We start from the raw sequence: 18,785 nt of genomic DNA on the forward strand, positions 1-18,785 counted from the left end.
TCCCAAAACTTCGCGGGGCGGCGCGCCGGGGCTCACGCCTTGAGCACTTCGATGAAGGCTTCCTGCGGGATGTTGACGCGGCCGATGCTCTTCATGCGCTTCTTGCCCTCTTTCTGCTTCTCGAGCAGTTTGCGCTTGCGGGTGATGTCGCCGCCGTAGCATTTCGCGGTCACGTTCTTGCGCATGGCGCTGACGCTTTCGCGGGCGATGATTTTGCCGCCGATGGCCGCCTGGATGGCGACCTGGTAAAGCTGGGCCGGGATCACTTCTTTCAGTTTGGCCGCGAGTTGGCGTCCGCGTGCTTCGGCTTTCTCGCGGTGAACGATAGATGAAAAGGCGTCCACCGGCTCGCCGTTGACCAGCAGGTCGAGCTTCACCAGCTTGTCGGCGCGCGTGCCGGCGTGCTCGTAGTCCATTGAACCGTAGCCGCGGGTGATGCTTTTGATCTTGTCGTTGAAGTCCACCAGGATCTCGTTCAGCGGCAGAACGCAGGTGAGCATGACGCGGCGCGTGTCGAGCGACTCGGTGTGCTCGAGTGTGCCCCGCTTCTCCATGATGAGCTGCATGAGCGGCGAAATGTATTCGTTCGGCACCATGATGAAGCACTTGACGATGGGCTCGCGGATTTCCTCGATGACGCTGAAGTCCGGAAGATACTCCGGATTGTCCACGTGGAGGATCTCGCCGTTGGTTTTCACCACCTCGTAGATGACCGAAGGATACGTCGCGATGATGTCCATGTCGTATTCCCGCCGCAGCCGCTCCAGGATGATCTCCATGTGGAGAAGCCCGAGAAAACCGCAGCGGAAGCCGAAGCCGAGGGCTACACTGCTTTCAGCTTGGTAGACGAACGATGAATCGTTGATCTGCAGCTTGGCCATGGCGGATTTGAGGTGCTCGAAATCCGCGGTGTTGATCGGATACACGCCGCTGAACACCATCGGTTGGATTTCTTGGAACCCCGGAAGCGCCTCGGTGGCGGGGGAGTGCGTGCCGGTGAGCGTGTCGCCGATTTTGATTTCGCTCGATGTCTTGATGTTGGCGATGACGTAGCCCGTGTCGCCCGGTTCGAGACTTTTCCGCGCCTCCATTTTCGGGGTGAAAACACCCACCTCCTTCACCTCGTAGGGCCGGTTGTTGCTCATCATCTTGACGCCGTCGCCGGCTTTGAGCGACCCGCTCATCATGCGGACGTAGGTGACGACCCCGCGATACGAGTCGAACGTCGAATCGAAAACCAGGCCCCGCACTTTATCGTCCGGCCATTGTTTCGGGGGCGGGATGCGGTGGATGACGGCTTCCAGAATGTCATCAATGCCGGTGCCCGCCTTGGCGCTGGCCAGAATGGCTTCGTCCGCAGGGATGGCCAGGATCTCCTCGAGTTGCCTTTTGACCGTGGGGATGTCCGCATTGGGCAGGTCGATCTTGTTGATCACCGGAATGATGGTCAGCCCTTGTTTGTTGGCCAGGTGCACGTTGGCCACCGTCTGCGCCTCGACGCCCTGCGCGGCATCGACGATGACCAGCGCGCCCTCGCACGCGGCCAGCGAGCGGGAGACTTCGTAGGCGAAGTCCACGTGACCCGGCGTGTCGAGCAGGTTGAGTTTGTATTCCTGTCCGTCTTTCGCTTTGTAGCGCATGGCCACGGGATGCATCTTGATCGTGATGCCGCGCTCGCGCTCGAGGTCCATCGAGTCGAGCAGTTGGTCCTGCTTCTCGCGCTCGGAAATAGTTCGCGTGGTCTCCAAGAGGCGGTCGGACAGCGTCGTCTTGCCGTGGTCGATGTGGGCGATGATGCAAAAATTGCGCGTGTTCCGCATGGCGTGAAACCGGCCACTATCCTTGACCGGCGCTTTCCGGTCAAACGCCCTCTGTGTTTCGTGCGGATTTGCGCTGCCGCGCGCGGTCGTTCACAATGCCGGGCATGACGAACGAAGCCGCCCGCGCACAGGGAAAAATGCTGCTGGTCGTTCTGGCCGCGCTGGTGCTGCCTATTGCGCTCGCCGTGCTGGGACTGCGGTCCATGTTTTCCGGCAAGACAGTTCCGGCGGAGGATCCCGCGCGTGCCGAGGCGATGAGGGACGCCATCGAGAGGGCGGCGGAGACGGTCATGCCGGTGCCGAGCTTGGGGACCGATGTGGCGACGATCGAGTGCCCCGCGGACAAGTTGGATGCGGAAGAGCGGCGCATTTTGCGTTTGGCCCGAGGCGTCGGCGGGTCGGCGTCGTCGTGGAAGGACGGGGAAACGGTCCGGGTGATCGCAAAAATTCCGGTTGCGGCGGAGAGTCTGTATCGCGAAGCGGTGACGCGCGGCTTTTACGATCTTGCGGCCGCCGGTGACGAGGGCTCCAAGACCATCGTGGAAGTGGTGATTCGGGCAGCCGCGCCATCCGCCAAGCCCGGATCCAAGGGCAGGCAGACCAAGCACTGATCGCTAAAAGTTTCCGCTGTCCGGACTCGGCGCGTCTTCCGCCGCAGGCTCCGAGGGTTCGAGATATTCGTCGCCTTCGGGCGGCGTGTCGCTCTGTGTGCTTTCTTCCACCTGCTCCAACATCTCATCGGCCACGGGTTGCTCATCCATGATTCCGGTGGCAGGTGCTTTGTGATTTTCCGGCTCGATCTCCTGTTGGGCGGGCGCCGGCTCGCCGACAGGTTGCGCGGGTTGCTCGACAGGTTGCGGTTCTTGCTCTTCCTGCGCCGCCGCGGGTGCGATGTTGCCGGATTTGGACAAGCCGAAAATCTGCGCGCTGAAAGGAGCGAGCGTGACAGGAATTTTCCTCAGTGTGTCGGTGCGGTTTGTTTTCGTTGTCACGCCGGTGAAGCCTTTCCCGTATTTCGGATCATCCGTGTTGAGCAGAACGCTCCATTCCCCGTCGCGCGGAAAATAGACCGGAACGTCCTTCAGCGTGTCGGGCGAAAAATTGGCCACGACAAAAAGGTCGTCCCGGGGTTGGCCGGACGATGGGCGGTGGAAGGCGAGGAGGCCGGTGCTGTTGTCCGACTCGGTCACGCGGACGGATGTTGCCTTGAGGGCGGCGCTGCGGCCGTCGAGGTTGCGGCGCAGGCGGATCAGGTCGCGGTAGAGGCGCGTGGCGCCCGCGGAGAGTTCCCCGCGTTTCCAATCGAGAGGATTGGAATCGTTGAACGTCGCGTCTTCGAGAAGCTCCTGTCCCATGAAGATGAAAGGGATTCCGGGGGAGACGAGGGGCACAACGGCGGCCAGCGCGTGCTTGCGCCGCGCGGTGAGGCTGTGCGGGTCGGCGGGGTCGGCATTTTTGATCAGGCGCTGTTTGCCGTTGAGGAATCCTGTCTCGTCGTGGCTTTCGGTGTAGATGACGCGCCGCAACCCGAGGGGCGAGTCGATGCGCTCGGCCACGTCTTCCACGTCGGGACGCGCCTTGAGCAACTGCGGCACCACGCCGCGCCGGTTCTCGTCCTCGTGGTGGAATGCGTATTCCCACGAGGCGTCGAACCGCTCGTCGCCCACCGAGTCCTCGGCGATGCTGACGCGCCCCGGATAATTGTTGCGGATCATCCGCGAGATTTCGTCGAGGAGCTTTTCGCCTTCGGGATTTTCCGAAGCGCCGTTGTCGAACCTCCGGATGTTGACCGTGGAATCCCAGCGCAGCCCGTCGATTTTGTATTCGTCGAACCACATGCGGACTTGGTCGGTGATGAACTCGCGCACCTCGCGGCGCCCGAAATTCGGGCGCGGTCCCCAAGGTGTCGCGTCGCGTTTCCCGTCCGCGTAAAAATAAATCCCGCCCTTCTGGTCGGTTCCTTCCGTCCCCTCGAAACGCCAAAGCGGGGACTTCGGGTCGTAGTGGTTGTGGATGATGTCCGCATGGACCTTGATTCCGCGCTCGTGCGCTGCTTTGACGAACTCTTTGAGCGCATCGGGCCCACCGTAGGCCGATTCGACCGCGAAGAGATCCGTGGGGTTGTAGCCCCAGCTGTGGTCGCCGGCGAATTCGCCCACAGGCATGAGCAGGATGCAATTCACGCCGAGGTCTTTGAGGTGGTCGAGTTTTCCGATGGCATCGAGCAGGGTTCCGGGGCGTCCGTCGTCCGGGTCCGGATCGTAAAAAGTGCCCGGGTGCAACTGGTAGATGACGAGATCATCCAACGTTCCGTCCGGCTTCCAGTCCGCCGTGTCCGCCCAATCGAACGCATTTGTTTCATAGACAACACATTTGCCCCCGGCGGAGATTTGACGGGCACGCGGATCGCGCCGTTCGGTCTTTTCATCGAGCAAGAACATGTATTCGTCGCCGGGCCGGGCGCGCTGGACGCTGGCCGACCAGATGCCCGTCTGCTCGTCTTTGCTCATTCCGTCCGCCTGCGGACGCCACCGGTTGAAGGTTCCCACCACATCGACCGATTGGACGTTCGGTGCCCAGACGCGGAACGTGACACCGGTAATGCGGCCGTCTTTGTCGCGGTCGAGGATCGCACCCAACGGGTCCCTCGTGAGGGCGGGTGTCGGGGAGGGTGTGGCTGGGACAATTCTGGTTGCCGGCGTCAGCGCCGGGGTTGGCGTGGGTTCCGGCCTGGCCATTTCGGCAGTCGCCGCGGCATGCAAATCCGTCGCGTCGTAGGCGACCCGCGCTCTGCCCTTGCGGAACTCAACGACAACGTCTTGCCGTGTGATCTCGACAACATCCACTTTGCTGCCGGCCGGAACCGTGAGGCGCCCTACTTCTTTTTCGCCCGAGACCGCTGGAAATTCCGCCGCCTTTGTCAAAGTCAGATGTTTCGGCCAGCGCGCCGGATGGTCGATGAGCCAGGCGACCGGATCCAACGGTGTCGGTCGGGGAATTGCTTCCAGATCGGGCGTCGGTTCAGGTGTGGCCTCGGGAGTCGGAGCAGGCGCGGGAGTAGGCGTCGGCTTGGCCACCGGCGCCGGCGCGGGCGCGAAGATCTGGCGCGCCCGTTCGGCGCAATATTCGATCAAATACCGGAATGCCTCCGGGGCCGGCGTGTCGCCGCGCCACGAGTTGAACCACCAGGCGCCGGCGATGATCGATCCGGCGATGACAGACAGAACCAGAAATTTGCGCAGCCGCTTTCTCCTCTTCCACGCGGCGAGATGAGTGTTTTTTTTCTGCGGTGCGGCTGCGGCGGCACGGGCAGGGGGTTTGGGAATAGTGAGGTTCCTGCCGCACGTCGGGCAGGAGATCTCCAGTCCGGCCCAAGCTTCCTCGACCTCGAGGCGCTGCCGGCAATGCGGGCAGTCGATTTTCATGCGCCGGCGGGGCGCGGGGTCTTGGCGGGCTCGGATTTCATGCGGAACGGAAATTTTCTTTTACATGCACCACAAAGGAACGAAAAGGTTGCGGTTTGCCCCGAGTTCCCGTCCACCCGATGAATCCAGCCGCCCGCATCCGTCCGATCTACGAAGAGGCGACAAACATCGCCGATCTCTACCGGCTCGCTGGCGAGGTTTACGGTCGTTGTCCCGCGACGGCGCGGCGCGATGCCGCGGGAATGTTCTGCCCCCTGACTTACCGCGAGCTTTACGAACGGGCGTGTGCCCTCGGCACCGCTTTGGTCGAGTTGGGGCTCCAACCCAGACAGCACGTCGCCATTCTCGCCGACAACAGGCCGGAATGGATGCTTTGCGACGCGGCCGTCCAGCTCTGCGGATGCGCGGATGTTCCGCGCGCGGCCGACACCACGGAGCAGGAAATGTCCTACATTGTCGGACACAGCGACGCGGCCATGGCCATCGTCGAAAACAGACAAGTCCTCGACCGTTTGCTCGCGGCCCGCATCGCCCTGCCCAAGCTCGGCCACATCATCCTCATGGACGGAGAGCCTCCGGAAAACTCTGGAGTGCTCAAGCTGTCCGGGCTGATCGAGCGCGGACGGCACCTGCGCGCGGCGGGGGACCGCGTGATCGAGGAGCGCCTCGCACAGATCAAAGGCTCCGACCTGTTCACCATCATCTATACCTCGGGCACGACGGGGACGCCGAAGGGCGTGATGCTCACGCACGACAACATGATGTCGCAGGTGCGCTACTTGCCGTTCCAACTCGGATGCTCGGACCGCGTGCTCTCCGTGCTGCCCGTCTGGCACAGCTACGAGCGCGTGTTCGAAATGGTGACGATCAGCCGCGGGGCCTGCACCTATTACACTTCGATCCGCAACATCGCGGAGGACCTGCGCAAGGTGCGCCCGACGTGGATGGCGTCCGCTCCGCGTTTGTGGGAGGCGCTCTACAACCGCATCCTGCACAACGTCGCCGAGGCTCCGGTTCTCCGCCGCGCACTTTTCCGCGCCGCTTACCGTTGTTCGCGCAAGTTCCAGTCGGCGCGTTTTTTTCTCACGGGGCGGCAACTGGACACCGAGGGCCGCACATGGATCGAATCGCTTTCCCTGGGCGCGCGCAGCATCCTGCAGATGGCGATTTTCGGTCTGCCTTATTCCGTTCTGGATGCACTGGTGCTCCGCAAACTGCGCGGGGTGGTGGGTGGGGAATTCATCGGCACGGTTTCCGGCGGCGGTGCATTGCCGCCGCATGTTGACGAATTTTTCAACTACATTGGCATTCCTGTGCTTGAGGGCTACGGCATGACCGAGACCTCGCCCGTGCTCGCGGTGCGGACTTGGCGCAAGCTGGTGATCGGGACGGTCGGCCCGTTCTGGCCCCGCACCGAGATACGCATCGTCGATCCCGTGTCCGGCGAGGTCCTGTATCCGGGGTCTCGCGCGCGCGGCGGCGGGCGCGGGCGCAAGGGCGAGATCCACGCCCGCGGCGCCCAGGTGATGAAGGGATATTACAAGGACCCCGAGGGAACCGCGCGGGTTCTTCGCGACGGATGGATGAACACCGGTGACCTCGGCATCGTGACATTCAACGACTGCCTGAAAATCGTCGGACGGTCGAAAGAAACTATCGTTCTGCTCAACGGCGAGAACGTCGAACCTGTGCCGATCGAGGCGCAGTTGCTCGAATCGCGCTTTATCGAGCAGTGCATGGTGGTCGGTCAGGACGAGAAAAATCTCGGCGCGCTGATCGTGCCATCGGTCGATGGTCTGAGGGGGCAGGGTTTCGATGTTCCCAACGTCGCCGGCGCGGCCGCCGATCCGCGCGTGCAGGAACTCATCGGCACGGAGGTGAAGCGCCTGGTCAGCCGTGAGCAGGGCTTCAAGCCGTTCGAGTTCATCCTCGGGTGGAAACTTCTATCAAAGCCGTTCGAGGTGGGCGACGAACTCACGCAGACTTACAAATTGCAGCGGCACGTCATCACGGAAAAGTATTCCGGCCTCATCGAGGAAATTTTCCGCCACACCAGGACTTCGAGGAAAATCTGAGCCTCCGGCTCAGCCGCGGCCGGGGAGGTGTTCGGTGCAATATTCCTCGCCGTCGGCCGCCACGCGGAAGTCGGCATCGGGATGCGTGATCTCGGTGCGCCCGCAGACGCGGCAACGGTGGACGGATTCCGGTGTCTGGCTGCGGAATTTTTCCAGCCGCACCGTGTTGCTCCGGCGGGTCCGGGCGTCCCGGACAAAGCCGGGGACGAAGAAAACGAGGTAGTTGGCCAGGCACGCCAGCATGGCCATTTTGCCGGGCAGCGGAATGACGGCGAATTGCAGGAGCATGAAGCCCGCGAAGACCCATGCGATGTATTTGATTTTGAGGCGCAGGACAAAAAAGAGGTAAACCTTGTGGTCCGGCGCGAGCGTGGCGAAGGCGAAAAAGAGCGAGAGGTTGAGGAAGGTGTTGTAGGACGAGCCGCCGAAGAAAAATGCCGCCACCGTGCAGCCGGCCATGCCGAGGAGGTAAAAAGCGTTGAGCCGCAGCGGCCCCCACGCGGTTTCGAGCGCGTCGGCCAGGAACCACATGAAGAGCAGGTAGAACACCGCCCAAAACCAGTCTGTCGTCTGGGGGATGAAGATGTAGGTTGCCAGCCTCCAGACTTCGCCGCGCCGCACGGCCTCGGGGGAGAGTTCGAGCATTTCGCGGTAGGCCGGAACCATGGCGAGAAGCAGAAAAGTCAGCGCGTTGAGCAGAACGACCGCCTTGAGCACGCCCGGCGTGTCGAGCCACGGGCACCAACGGCGCAGTCCGCGCCAGAAATTTTCTGCGGGTTCGCCGTTCATCAAGGCCGCGGCTTCTGCTGCCACGGCCAGCGGCCGTTGATTTCCAGCTCGAGCGAGAAACTCAGGAATGTGCGGATGACCACGATCGCACCCAGGACGGCCATGTTCTGCAATGTCGGTGCCACGGCCACGGTCTTGATGATGTCGCCGGCCACGAGCAGTTCAAGGCCGAGCAAAATGGCGCGCCCCAGGCTCTGGCGGTAGGCGGCGTAGCGCCCCAGACCGGGCGGTGGCGCCGCGATCAGCGCGCGCCCGGTGGCGGCGATGATGCCGATCACGATGACTGCGACGCCGGCGGCATCAACAAGCATGCCTATGTTTTCCATGTTGTGTTGGAAGTCGGTGGGCATGCCGGGGAGGTTGAACGCCGGCCCGCGCCGCGACAAGAACGCAAACGGTCCGTGCTCGCCCCGGCCGGCCGCCGCCGCGACAATCGGCGGCAATGGGCGTGGAAATCGAACGCAAGTTCCTTGTCGCCGGTGACGCGTGGCGCGGTGCCAGCACGGGCTCGCGGCACTTGCAGCAGGGCTACATTTGCGCAGGAGAGGGGAACACCGTGCGGGTCCGCACCGACGGGGCGCGGGCGTGGGTCACGATCAAGGGAGAGCCGCAGGGGATCCGGAGGCCGGAGTTCGAATACGGGATCCCCGCGGAGGACGCGGACGGTTTGCTCGCGCTCTGCGGAACCCGCATCGTGGAAAAAGTGCGGCACTTGGTCCCCCATGGAGGCCGTGTTTTCGAAGTGGACGAGTTCCTCGGTGCCAACGCGGGGCTGATCGTCGCCGAGCTGGAATTGCGGCGCGTGGATGAGAACGTGTCGTTGCCGTCGTGGATCGGGCGCGAGGTGTCCGGCGACCCACGCTACGCCAATGCTGCGTTGTCACTGCATCCGTTCGGTGCATGGACGCGGCCGTGACGCGGCGTGTTGAACATCGCAGCGCGGCGCCTGTCTATCCCAGCATGATGACAACAACCGCCTCCAAAACTTCCCCGCAAACGATGCGCAAGCCGCGATCCAAGCAGGGGCACGGGCTTGTCGCCGCCTCCGCGTTTTTGCCTTTGTTTCCCGCCTCGTTGAGACTGCAGGCATGGGACGAGCTGGCCAGACTGAGGCAGAAGCACCGCAAGAGTTGGTAGAACCTATCCCAAAATCTGGCGCGGTGGCGTTGCGGATAATTTTTGTTTGCGGCAACGCAGCGCGGCGGAAATCGCGTGAGGCAATGAGCGGTGCGGGATTTACCTGTTGTCAACCGCTGCGCGTGAGGGCCAGAATGCCGTCCGTTTGAGCACCGAATATTTTCCCCGGATTCCGATTGTGGCATACGAGGGGCCGCGGTCGAAAAATCCGTTTTCGTTCAAGCACTACAACCCCGAGGAGCTGGTCGAGGGCAAGCCCATGCGCGAGCACCTGCGCTTCGCCGCCGCTTACTGGCACGTGATGCGCAACCAGCTCGCCGACCCTTTCGGCGCGGGGACGGCACTCATGCCGTGGGACGACGGCTCCGATTCCGTCGCCAACGCCCAAAAGCGGGTCCGGGTGTTCTTCGAGTTTCTCGAAAAAACCGGCATCGATTTCTACTGCTTCCACGACCGCGATGTGGCCCCCGAACTTGCCACTCTGGCGGAGTCGAACAAAGCCCTCGACGCCGTTGCCGATGTGCTCGAGGAAGAACAAAAGCGCACAGGGAAGAAGCTGCTTTGGGGCACCGCCTGCCTCTTCGCGCACCCGCGCTATGCCCAAGGGGCCGCGACGTCGCCCAGCCTGCCGGTGTTCGCCCACGCGGCGGCGCAGGTCAAGAAAGCCATCGAGGTCACCCACCGGCTCCGTGGAACCGGATACGTCTTCTGGGGCGGTCGCGAGGGCTACGCGACGTTGTGGAACACGGACATGAAACGCGAACTCGATCATCTTGGCGCGCTTCTGCACATGGCGGTGGATCACAAAAGGAAGATCGGATTCACCGGGAAATTTTTCATCGAACCCAAGCCCCGCGAGCCCAGCACGCACCAGTATGACAGCGATGCGGCGGCGTGTTTGAATTTCCTGCGCGAATACGGGCTGCTCGACGAGTTCGAACTCAATATCGAGACCAACCACGCCACGCTGGCCGGCCATACCATGCGCCACGAGCTGACTGTCGCGGCCAATTGCGGGAAGCTCGGTTCCATCGATGCCAATCGCGGGGATCAACTCATCGGATGGGACACGGACCAGTTTCCGGCTGATCTTTACCTTGCGGTGGACGTGATGCTTGTGGTCCTCGACATGGGAGGGCTGACGCACGGCGGGCTCAACTTCGATGCCAAACGCCGCCGCGAGTCCCACGAACCGGAAGATCTTTTCCACGCCCACATCGGCGGCATGGATACTTTTGCGCGCGGTCTCAAAATCGCCGCCGCCTTACGCGCTGACGGGCGAATCGCGGAGCTTGTCAAATCACGCTACGCCTCGTGGGACTCGGAGCTGGGCGAGAAAGTGGAGAAAGGCAAGGCCTCGCTGGCCGACCTGGAAAAAGTCGCCTTCGTGCAGCCCGCACCGCAACTCGCCTCGGGCAGGCAGGAATACCTCGAGAACATCGTCAACGAATTCTTGTGATCGCGCTCGGGATCGACTGCGGAACGCAGAGCCTCAAAACGATCGCGCTGGACGGCGTTAGCGGCGAAGTGCTCGCTTCTTCGGGCGAGGCTTACGGGATGCTGGAAGGGCTGCCGTCAGGCCACATGGAGCAGGATCCCGGGGTTTGGTGGAATGCGCTGCAGAAGACGGTCGGAGAAGTTTTGTCTGCGCTCGGCCCGCGCCGAAGCGAAGTCGGTGCCATCGGTGTGTCCGGCCAGCAGCACGGTTTTGTCCCGCTTGATGAAGATGCCCGGGTGATCCGCCCGGCGAAACTGTGGTGCGACACCTCCACCGTGGCCCAGTGCGACGAAATCCGTGCCGCCTTCGGCGGACGCGACGCGTTGATCGCTCTTGCGGGCAACGACATGCTGCCCGGCTTCACCGCGCCGAAAATCCTGTGGCTGAAACAAAACGAGCCGGCGAACTTCGCAAAGCTGCGGCACGTGGCGCTGCCGCACGACTTTCTCAACCTCCGGCTGACCGGCAAGCTGCGCATGGAATACGGCGACGCGTCCGGCACGGCGCTGTTTGACGTCCGCCGGCGCGTGTGGTCGGAGCCCGTCTGCGCGGCGATCGATGAGGGCTTGCACGCGAAGTTGCCCGTGGTCGGCTCCTCGTGCGAACGATGCGGAGTGCTGCGCGGGGACCTTGGCCGCGAATGGGGACTTGGTGAGGTGATCGTCAGCGCGGGAGGCGGGGACAACATGATGGCCGCCATCGGCACTGGCAACGTGCGGCCGGGCGAAGTGACCGCAAGCCTCGGCACCAGCGGGACAATCTTTGCATGCGCCGACGGATCGGTGGTCGATCCGCGGGGCGAGATCGCCGCGTTCTGCGATAGCAACGACCGGTGGCTACCCCTCCTTTGCACGATGAACGTCACAGTCGCCACCGAGCTTTTCCGGAAAATGTTCGGATGGGATCATGCGCGCATGGAACGCGAGATCGCCTCTGTTGCGCCCGGTGCGGACGGCCTGATTTTCCTGCCTTACCTTCAAGGGGAGCGCACCCCCGACCTTCCCCATGGCTGCGGAGTGCTGCACGGCATGAACACCTCGAACACCACGCCGGCCCATGTGGCGCGTGCGGTCATGGAAGGCGTCACCCTCGGCATGGCCTACGGTCTGCGCCGCATGGAACAACTCGGCGTCCGGCCGCAGGTCATCCGTCTCACGGGCGGTGGAAGCAACAGCGCGACCTGGCGGCAAATATGCGCCGACGTCTTCGGATTCCCTGTCGTCACCCTGCGGAGTGCCGAGGGGGCCGCCTTGGGTGCGGCAATCCAGTCTTTGGCTGTTGCGGAAGGCGGGTCGATCGAAGACCTCGCCGCACGCCTTGCGCCCGTCGATGAAGCAAGCCGCGTCACACCGCGCGAGGCTTTTGATTACGCTGCACGGCTCCAGGAACAAAACCGCCTTCGCGAACGCCTCTTCGATTCGTGAAAGAAAAGGCAAAGGTGCGCGCGGGGACAGGGTGACAAGATGACTGATGTTCGGCGCCTGATGCTCGCGGCGGCGATGGTTTTTGCGGCCGTCATCGGTCTCTATCTTCCGACGCTGCGCGGCGGGTTTGTTTATGATTCGATTGCCCAGGTTCTCTACAGCGATTACATCCACACGCCTTCGCACTGGGCCGATGTGTTGACGCTTCGAGTGGTCGGGCAGGATGAACTCGATCGAAACCGTCCGTTGCTCCTGGCCTCGCTCATGCTCGACGCGGCGATCTGGAATAGGGATCCGTTCGGCTACCGGCTGACGAGCGTTTTGCTTCATGCGCTGAATGCCGCACTGCTTTTTGCTTTCATCGTCATGGTGTCGAGGCGGGGAACGGCGTTCGCCGAGGACGGACATCCTGCGCCGGCTTCCTCGATGCGCACGGTCTTCTTTGCCGCTGCCTGTGGCGCCCTTGCTTTTGCATTGCATCCGCTCGTTGTCGAAGCGGTGGCCGAGCCCTCGAATCGCGAAGATTTGCTCGTCCTTTTGGCGATACTTGCCGGTCTTTTGTTTGTCGCCAAACAGACGCGCCCGCAGTGGGTGCCGAACGTTTTTCTTGTCCTGACGAGCTTCTTCGCCGTGCTGGCCAAGGAATCAGGCGTGGCTGCGCCGTTTGTTTTTGCGCTCGCCTGCTGGTTGCACGGTTCGTTGCGGCGCTGTTTGCCCGGGCTTATCGGCGGCATCGTTGCCGTGGCAGGTTTTCTTGCCGCAAGCTATGCGTGGCGCCCGGTGCAATCTGGCGTTTTCATCAACGGACCGGCGCCATTGGCCGGTGGATGGCTTTCGTTTCTCGCCGCGCAGGCGCGCATTTGGACATTGCAGCTGCGGCAGGTTGTCTGGCCGTCGGATTTGTCCGCGCAATACACGCCGGATGTTCTCGTCGGCATTTCGCCCACCTTGGCCGTGGCGGTTCTTGTCATGGTCGCCGCCGCCGCGGCGTTTTTGTCGTGGAAAAGCCGTCTCGCCGCGCTCGGCGTCGGGATTTACCTGCTTGCGCTATTGCCGGCCTCGAACTTCGTCGCGCAGTTCCACCCGATGGCCGATCGATATCTCTACGTGCCGCTGGCCGGTGTCGGAATGATCGCTTCCGCCTCCTATGCGTGGCTGCGAAGCAAATGCTCGTCGGCTTTCGCGGTTGGCGCCCTTGTTGTCGCCGGATCTGTTGTCCTGCTGCTCGAATACACGGTCAACCTGCAACGCCAGAAGATCTGGCAAACGCCCGCCGCTCTTTGGACCGATGTCTTGCGCCAATACCCGCATCTCGCCCAGGCGCATTTTGGCATGGCCAATGCCTATTACCGGGCCGGAGAGTTTGAGGCGGCGCTCGCTTCCGCGCAGGAAGCAGTGAGGACAAGCAGCGGGCGATGGGCCGAGCCGTATGCGATGCGCGCAGCGTGCGAATGGCGAACCGGAAGGCGGAAGGAGGCTTTGGCCAGTTTCGCGGTCGCGGCGAAGTTGTCCCGCGCCTACGTGGACGAGGCGTCGATGAGAGCGGCTTTGTTCCTGTCGCCCGAGCAACTTGCTGCCTTTCGCGAGATTCTGGCCGCGCAATAATTGCACGGAGGTGCGGATCAACCCCGCCGTGTTTCCCCGCCTTTTGTCGCGGCCACGACAAAAGGTTGTATAACAAAGCGAAGTCGCAGATAAACCCCATTCAATGCAGCCGAAGACCGAGGAATTCCTCTACATGCTCCTTTGGACGCTCGACAAAGCGATGCGTCCGACTTTTCGCAACCTTCACGAGAGCTACGAGGGCTGGGCTTACCGCAACGGATTCCTGCGGCAAGTCGATAAGCTGGCCACCCAAGGTTTTCTCGAGCGCCGCGGCGGCACGGAGCGAGACGTGCGGCTCTACCGTCTGACCGAGCGGGGCCGGCTGCATGCTTTGGGCGGACGCGACCCGGTGCGCGAATGGGGCCGTCGATGGGACGGCCGGTGGCGCATGGTTCTTTTCGACATCGGTGAGGACCAGTCCGCCCAGCGTGACAAACTGCGACGCTACCTCCGCGCGAGGTTTTTCGGCTACTTGCAGCACAGCGTCTGGGTTTCACCCCATCCGCTCGAAACGGAGCAAGCTGCACTTAAAGGAGCGGTCATCAATGTGGAATCCCTCATTCTGCTGGAGGCGCAGCCGGCTGCGGGCGAATCCGACCAGGAAATTGTCCTCGGTGCCTGGGACTTTGCCGAAATCAACAAACGGTATGCTGCCGTCTTGAAAATTCTGGAGGATCGCCCGCGCGAACCGCTTGACGACTCCGGCGCCGCCAAGCGGCTGAAAGAGTGGGCCCGGCGCGAGCGCGCGGCTTGGTCGAAAGCCGTCGCGTTTGATCCCTTGTTGCCCCGCTCGCTGTGGCCGAGGGGATATCTCGGAGAACGCGTTTGGAAAAAGCGGGTGAAAAGTTTTCAAGGGATTGCACAGCAACTTGCCGGTTTCGGTGACGAAGCTGCATGATCGGGAAAAGGTCTCGACGTTCGCATCGAAACTCGCCACTTGCGTGCAATCATTCCCGCAACCCGGGTTGCCTCTCTTTTTGTCGCGACCTCGGAGATGATCGGAAGCAGGTTTCTGGCGGTGCGGGAAATTGGGGAGGGATGGGAGTTGAAAGTCGCCGGTGAAGTTTGCACGGTGCGTTCGGCGAGATGCCGGGCGATGTGATCATTGCAGGCATGTGGGGGTGCTGGGGGTGCGACCGCGTGTGGCCCTTTGCGTTGTGCGTATGTCTGTGGTGCAGCTTGGCCAATGACGTTACCAGCTTCGTGCGTGGCCGCGACAAAAGGCGGGAGTATTTTTACGCGGTGCGTAGGCATGTGGGAGGGGTGATGAGGAACATGCAGAGGTTGCGTTATGCACGGATTGGGCGGCATGGCTCCCAACTATATCCGTGGCCGCGACAAAAGGTGGGAGTGGGATTGGGGGAAGGTGGTGGGCGGCGTAGCCGACGAGGGAAAGGGAGGGCGCGTTCGAGGAGGCGGCAGAGGAGAGCCGGGGCGGGGAAGATGCGCGGCATTTGATGCGAGGGCGTGCGAGACGCCGCGGTGCCCGGTCGGGTGTGCGAGTGTTGCGGGATTGCGGAAAAGGTCTGTTGAGCGCGAGGAAAATGGCCCGATTCCCATCTTGAAAGATTGGCGCGAGTTCGCTCGGGAAAGCGGGGTAATTATCCAAAAAATAGCTGGACGACGTTCCGGAACGAAATTTCTACGAAAATGTTTTCAAAGATAGTGCAGGCGTTCTTCCAGGAGGCGCTGGAAACTTGCAATTTTTGCGAATACGGAACGCATTGTTAACAAAGAGCTTATGGCTTGGGTAAACGGATTGAAATTTCCACAGCGCAAAAATGCGAGGGAACTCCCAAAGATTTTTCCGTTGCCGGCCGTTTTTTTTTGTCAATCAACTTGAATTTTCCTCTGTTAAGAACCATCGTTCATCAGTGCGTTTTGCCCCGTAATTTCGTGCCCCTGAACTCCCCATCCCCAGTTCGCCTCAACACACAGCACTCCGCTTGTGTTGCTGTTAAAGTTTTCCGTATTGTTTGCGCGTCTGTTGCTGCGCGTCGATGTGTTATAAGCCTATGCGCGTTTATTTTTGCCGCCTTGCTGGGCGTGGCCGATTCAGCGAGAGCGCAAACTGTGTGGGATTGGCGCAATGATTACGGAGCCGGCAATACAAACTGGGGCGCACCCGACCGCTGGTGGTCCAGTTCCAACAGGACGCTGACTGGATCCGACCAAGACATACAGCTTACCATTGGGGGCTCGCAAGATTCCATCCAATGGAACGACGTCACTGGAGCAGGAGTTCGCGGCGTTACTTTCTCCAGCGGTTCAGCCTCACGCACGGTGGGAGGGAACCTTCTAAAAATTGGAATCGGCGGCACGGGCAAAATCGAGAATGCGAGCGGGAATACCCAGACCTTGGATCTGGCATTGAGCAACAGCACCGCCAATGGCTTGGAAATCAACCCTGTCAGCGGGTTGCTGAACCTCTCCAACGTCCATCTCGGCAGCAATTTCATCGACATGTTCGGCAACAGCACGGTGCACTATCGCGGCGATGTTTCAGGCTCCGCGCCAATGACTTGGAAAACAAACAGCGGCACGGTCACCGCGATTTTTTCGGCATCAAACACACTGACCAGCAGTTTCAACATCGAGCGCGGCTACATGATACTAAGCAATGCCAGTGCCTACGTCGGCACAGGCGTGATCAACATCGGGGGCGCTGGGAATGGATTCCTGGCGGAGTTGCAGCTTGGCGCCGGGGCGGCGCAGACCAACGCCATCGCGAACTCGATCGATATCAAGAGCGTCAGTGGCAACAACGGCGTCAATCGCAGCATCGCCAGCGTGAGCACCAGCGGCACAAACACGATCACTGGCAGGGTGACCAACAACAACTCCGGGCTCTCGGCGAAACTGTTCATCGCGAGCGGTGGCACTTTGCGCTTTAGCAATGTGGTCTCCGGATCCGGCGGATTTTATTTGGATAGCGGCGGAGGCGGCACGCTTGAGTTGAGTTCATCAAACACCATTACCGGCGGCTTTTACATCGACGCAGGTTCTATCAAGCTTAGCGGCTCCTCGGCCAATGCGGGCGATGGCGCGCTCCACATTGGTTCAAGCGGAGGTTCGCCCAACGCAACTTTTTGGTATTCCGGCACCGGTGGCGGTATCACAGCAAGCAACTCGTTGACGGTCAACAGCGGCTCGGGTGGCCGCACGATTCTTTCCGATAACACCAGTGGCGTGAATACCTTCCTCGGCTCGGCCACGCTGAACAAAGACCTCACTTTTTCCAACGCTTCCGGCGGCGAGTTCCGGTTTGGTAGCACGTTCAGCGGTGCGGGCGGTATCACCAAAAATGGCTCCGGCACGCTGTCGTTCTCCGGCGATGCCTCGGGTATCGGCGGCACGATCACGGTCAACGCCGGCCGCCTGCAAATCGGCGTAGGCGGCACGACTGGAACAATCGGCAACGACAATGTGTCAATCGCCTCCGGAGCGAACTTGGCGTTTAATCGCTCGGACAATCTTGCCTACGGCGGAGTTGCATCCGGCACCGATGGCACTCTGACCCAACTTGGATCGGGCACCCTCACCTTGACCGGTGCAAACAGCTACACCGGCGTGACCACGGTAAGTGCCGGCGCGCTGCGCGCATCGAACAACACGGCCCTCGGCACAGTGGCAGGGGGAGCGGTTGTGTCGGTCGGTGCTGCTCCGGAACTCGAGGGCGGTATCACGGTCGGTGCTGAGGCGCTGAGTCTCAGCGGAACCGGCCTCGCTGATGGCGGTGCACTCCGCAACGTTTCCGGCAACAATACTTACGGGGGCACAATCACGAATTCCTCTGCCGCGCGCATCAATTCCGATACCGGAACGCTCACGCTCTCCGGCGCGATCAACGCGACCAACCAAGCGCTGACTTTTGGGGGTTCGGGAAATATCACGGTGACTGGCGCGATCACCAACAGCACAGCCGGCCTCACCAAGGACGGCAATGGCACGCTCACGCTCACCGCGGGCAATACCTACACCGGTGGCACGCTGGTCTCCGCCGGCACGCTGCAAATTGGTAACGGTTCGACCACCGGTTCGCTCAGTTCGGGCAACATCACGAACAACGGCACCTTCCTCATCAACCGCTCGGACAATTTCACGCTCGACAATGTGGTTTCCGGCACCGGTGCATTGATCAAAGTGGCTGCGAACACTCTGACCCTCGGTGGCGCGAACACTTACACAGGCAAGACGACGATCAGCAACGGTGCGGTCAACGTCTCCGCGGCGAGTGGTTTGGGCGACAATCCCGATGCAGGAACAACCGATCAGCTTACGCTGAACGGCGGTCGACTGAATGTCACCACGGGTTTCACGGCAAATGCCAACGCTGGCATCACCGTTGGGGCGAACGGTGGCATCATAGACGTCGCGAGCGGCAACTCCATGATCCAAGGCGGCGGCCTGAACGGCAGTGGAGCTCTCACCAAAAGTGGCACAGGCACATTGGCTCTGACCAACACCGCCGGGAGTTACAGCGGATCAATCGCACTCAGTGGTGGCGTTCTGAAAGTTAACACGTCACTGGGTTCTGCCGCTGTCGTCGTGACCAACGCGACTGCCAAAGGCTCGGTGTTGTCTGGCGCTGGAACGCTCGGGGCAGTCACGATCAATTCGGGCGGTGTGATCGCTCCCGGCAACAGTCCCGGCACCTTGAGTGTCTCGTCGCTCACGCTCAATGGCGGCGGCGGTTACGAGTGGGAACTGGTGAACGCCACGGGCGTCGCCGGCACGGGATGGGACGAGATCAACGTCGGCAGCGGCACGGGCACGGTCACGGTCGGCGCCACGTCCGGAAACCAGTTCACCGTCTACGTTCTCGGCAGCAATCCTTCGAACTTCAACAGCGCGAGCAATTACACTGGGGCGTTCATCAACTCGCAGGCAGTCACGGGATGTGCGGCCGACGCTTTCGCCATCGATACGAGCGGATTCTCCGGATTCAGCGGCAGCCTGGGCAGCTTCTCCGTTTCGACCAACGTGAGCGGCGACATGACACTGGTTTACGC

The 18,785-nt window shown here is 61.7% G+C and carries 12 protein-coding genes; 8 read left to right on the top strand and 4 right to left on the bottom strand.

All coding sequences use genetic code 11. The features are described from left to right. Nucleotides 1-32: 32 nt before the first annotated feature. Nucleotides 33-1,820, bottom strand: coding sequence for an elongation factor 4 (gene lepA / locus FGM15_10750; GenBank protein MBU3666336.1), 1,788 nt, complete (start codon nucleotides 1,818-1,820; stop codon nucleotides 33-35). A 104-nt stretch (nucleotides 1,821-1,924) separates the two neighbouring features. Between lepA and FGM15_10755 the strand changes: the two genes are divergently transcribed. Next, nucleotides 1,925-2,431: a hypothetical protein gene (locus FGM15_10755; protein ID MBU3666337.1), complete on the top strand. Its 507-nt coding sequence runs from the start codon at nucleotides 1,925-1,927 to the stop codon at nucleotides 2,429-2,431. A gap of 3 nt (nucleotides 2,432-2,434) precedes the next feature. On the opposite strand, the gene FGM15_10760 is transcribed toward FGM15_10755, so the two are convergent. Continuing rightward, on the bottom strand, nucleotides 2,435-5,245 hold the full coding sequence (locus tag FGM15_10760) for a DUF3459 domain-containing protein (protein MBU3666338.1): 2,811 nt from the start codon (nucleotides 5,243-5,245) through the stop codon (nucleotides 2,435-2,437). A 119-nt stretch (nucleotides 5,246-5,364) separates the two neighbouring features. Here FGM15_10760 and FGM15_10765 point away from each other — a divergent pair, with 119 nt between their 5' ends. Continuing rightward, nucleotides 5,365-7,320, top strand: coding sequence for a long-chain fatty acid--CoA ligase (locus FGM15_10765; protein MBU3666339.1), 1,956 nt, complete (start codon nucleotides 5,365-5,367; stop codon nucleotides 7,318-7,320). A 9-nt stretch (nucleotides 7,321-7,329) separates the two neighbouring features. Here FGM15_10765 and FGM15_10770 read toward each other — a convergent pair whose 3' ends face one another. Both FGM15_10770 and FGM15_10775 read right to left on the bottom strand, forming a co-directional pair. Continuing rightward, nucleotides 7,330-8,133, bottom strand: coding sequence for a rhomboid family intramembrane serine protease (locus FGM15_10770; protein MBU3666340.1), 804 nt, complete (start codon nucleotides 8,131-8,133; stop codon nucleotides 7,330-7,332). Then, nucleotides 8,109-8,459, bottom strand: coding sequence for a DUF1622 domain-containing protein (locus FGM15_10775; GenBank protein ID MBU3666341.1), 351 nt, complete (start codon nucleotides 8,457-8,459; stop codon nucleotides 8,109-8,111). Before FGM15_10775 ends, FGM15_10770 begins: the two co-directional genes overlap by 25 nt. 92 nt (nucleotides 8,460-8,551) lie before the next feature. On the opposite strand from FGM15_10775, the gene FGM15_10780 reads away from it, so the two are divergent. From FGM15_10780 to FGM15_10805, 6 genes are all read left to right on the top strand, one after another. Continuing rightward, nucleotides 8,552-9,025 (top strand): CYTH domain-containing protein, encoded by a 474-nt coding sequence (locus FGM15_10780; protein MBU3666342.1) that lies wholly within the window; start codon nucleotides 8,552-8,554, stop codon nucleotides 9,023-9,025. A 366-nt stretch (nucleotides 9,026-9,391) separates the two neighbouring features. Continuing rightward, nucleotides 9,392-10,705 (top strand): xylose isomerase, encoded by a 1,314-nt coding sequence (gene xylA, locus FGM15_10785; protein ID MBU3666343.1) that lies wholly within the window; start codon nucleotides 9,392-9,394, stop codon nucleotides 10,703-10,705. Further along, nucleotides 10,696-12,168: a xylulokinase gene (gene xylB / locus FGM15_10790; protein MBU3666344.1), complete on the top strand. Its 1,473-nt coding sequence runs from the start codon at nucleotides 10,696-10,698 to the stop codon at nucleotides 12,166-12,168. The genes xylA and xylB overlap by 10 nt, the downstream gene beginning before the upstream one ends. A 39-nt stretch (nucleotides 12,169-12,207) precedes the next feature. After that, nucleotides 12,208-13,773 carry a tetratricopeptide repeat protein gene (locus tag FGM15_10795; protein MBU3666345.1) on the top strand — a complete coding sequence of 522 codons (1,566 nt, stop codon included), beginning with the start codon at nucleotides 12,208-12,210 and terminating at the stop codon, nucleotides 13,771-13,773. A 103-nt stretch (nucleotides 13,774-13,876) separates the two neighbouring features. Beyond that, complete coding sequence (locus tag FGM15_10800) at nucleotides 13,877-14,671, top strand: hypothetical protein (GenBank protein ID MBU3666346.1); 795 nt, start codon at nucleotides 13,877-13,879, stop codon at nucleotides 14,669-14,671. 1,148 nt (nucleotides 14,672-15,819) lie between these two features. Next, the coding region (locus FGM15_10805) for a hypothetical protein (protein MBU3666347.1) at nucleotides 15,820-18,785 on the top strand (2,966 nt) is incomplete at its 3' end.

The organism is Chthoniobacterales bacterium, assembly GCA_018883245.1.
Taxonomy (GTDB): domain Bacteria; phylum Verrucomicrobiota; class Verrucomicrobiia; order Chthoniobacterales; family JACTMZ01; genus JACTMZ01.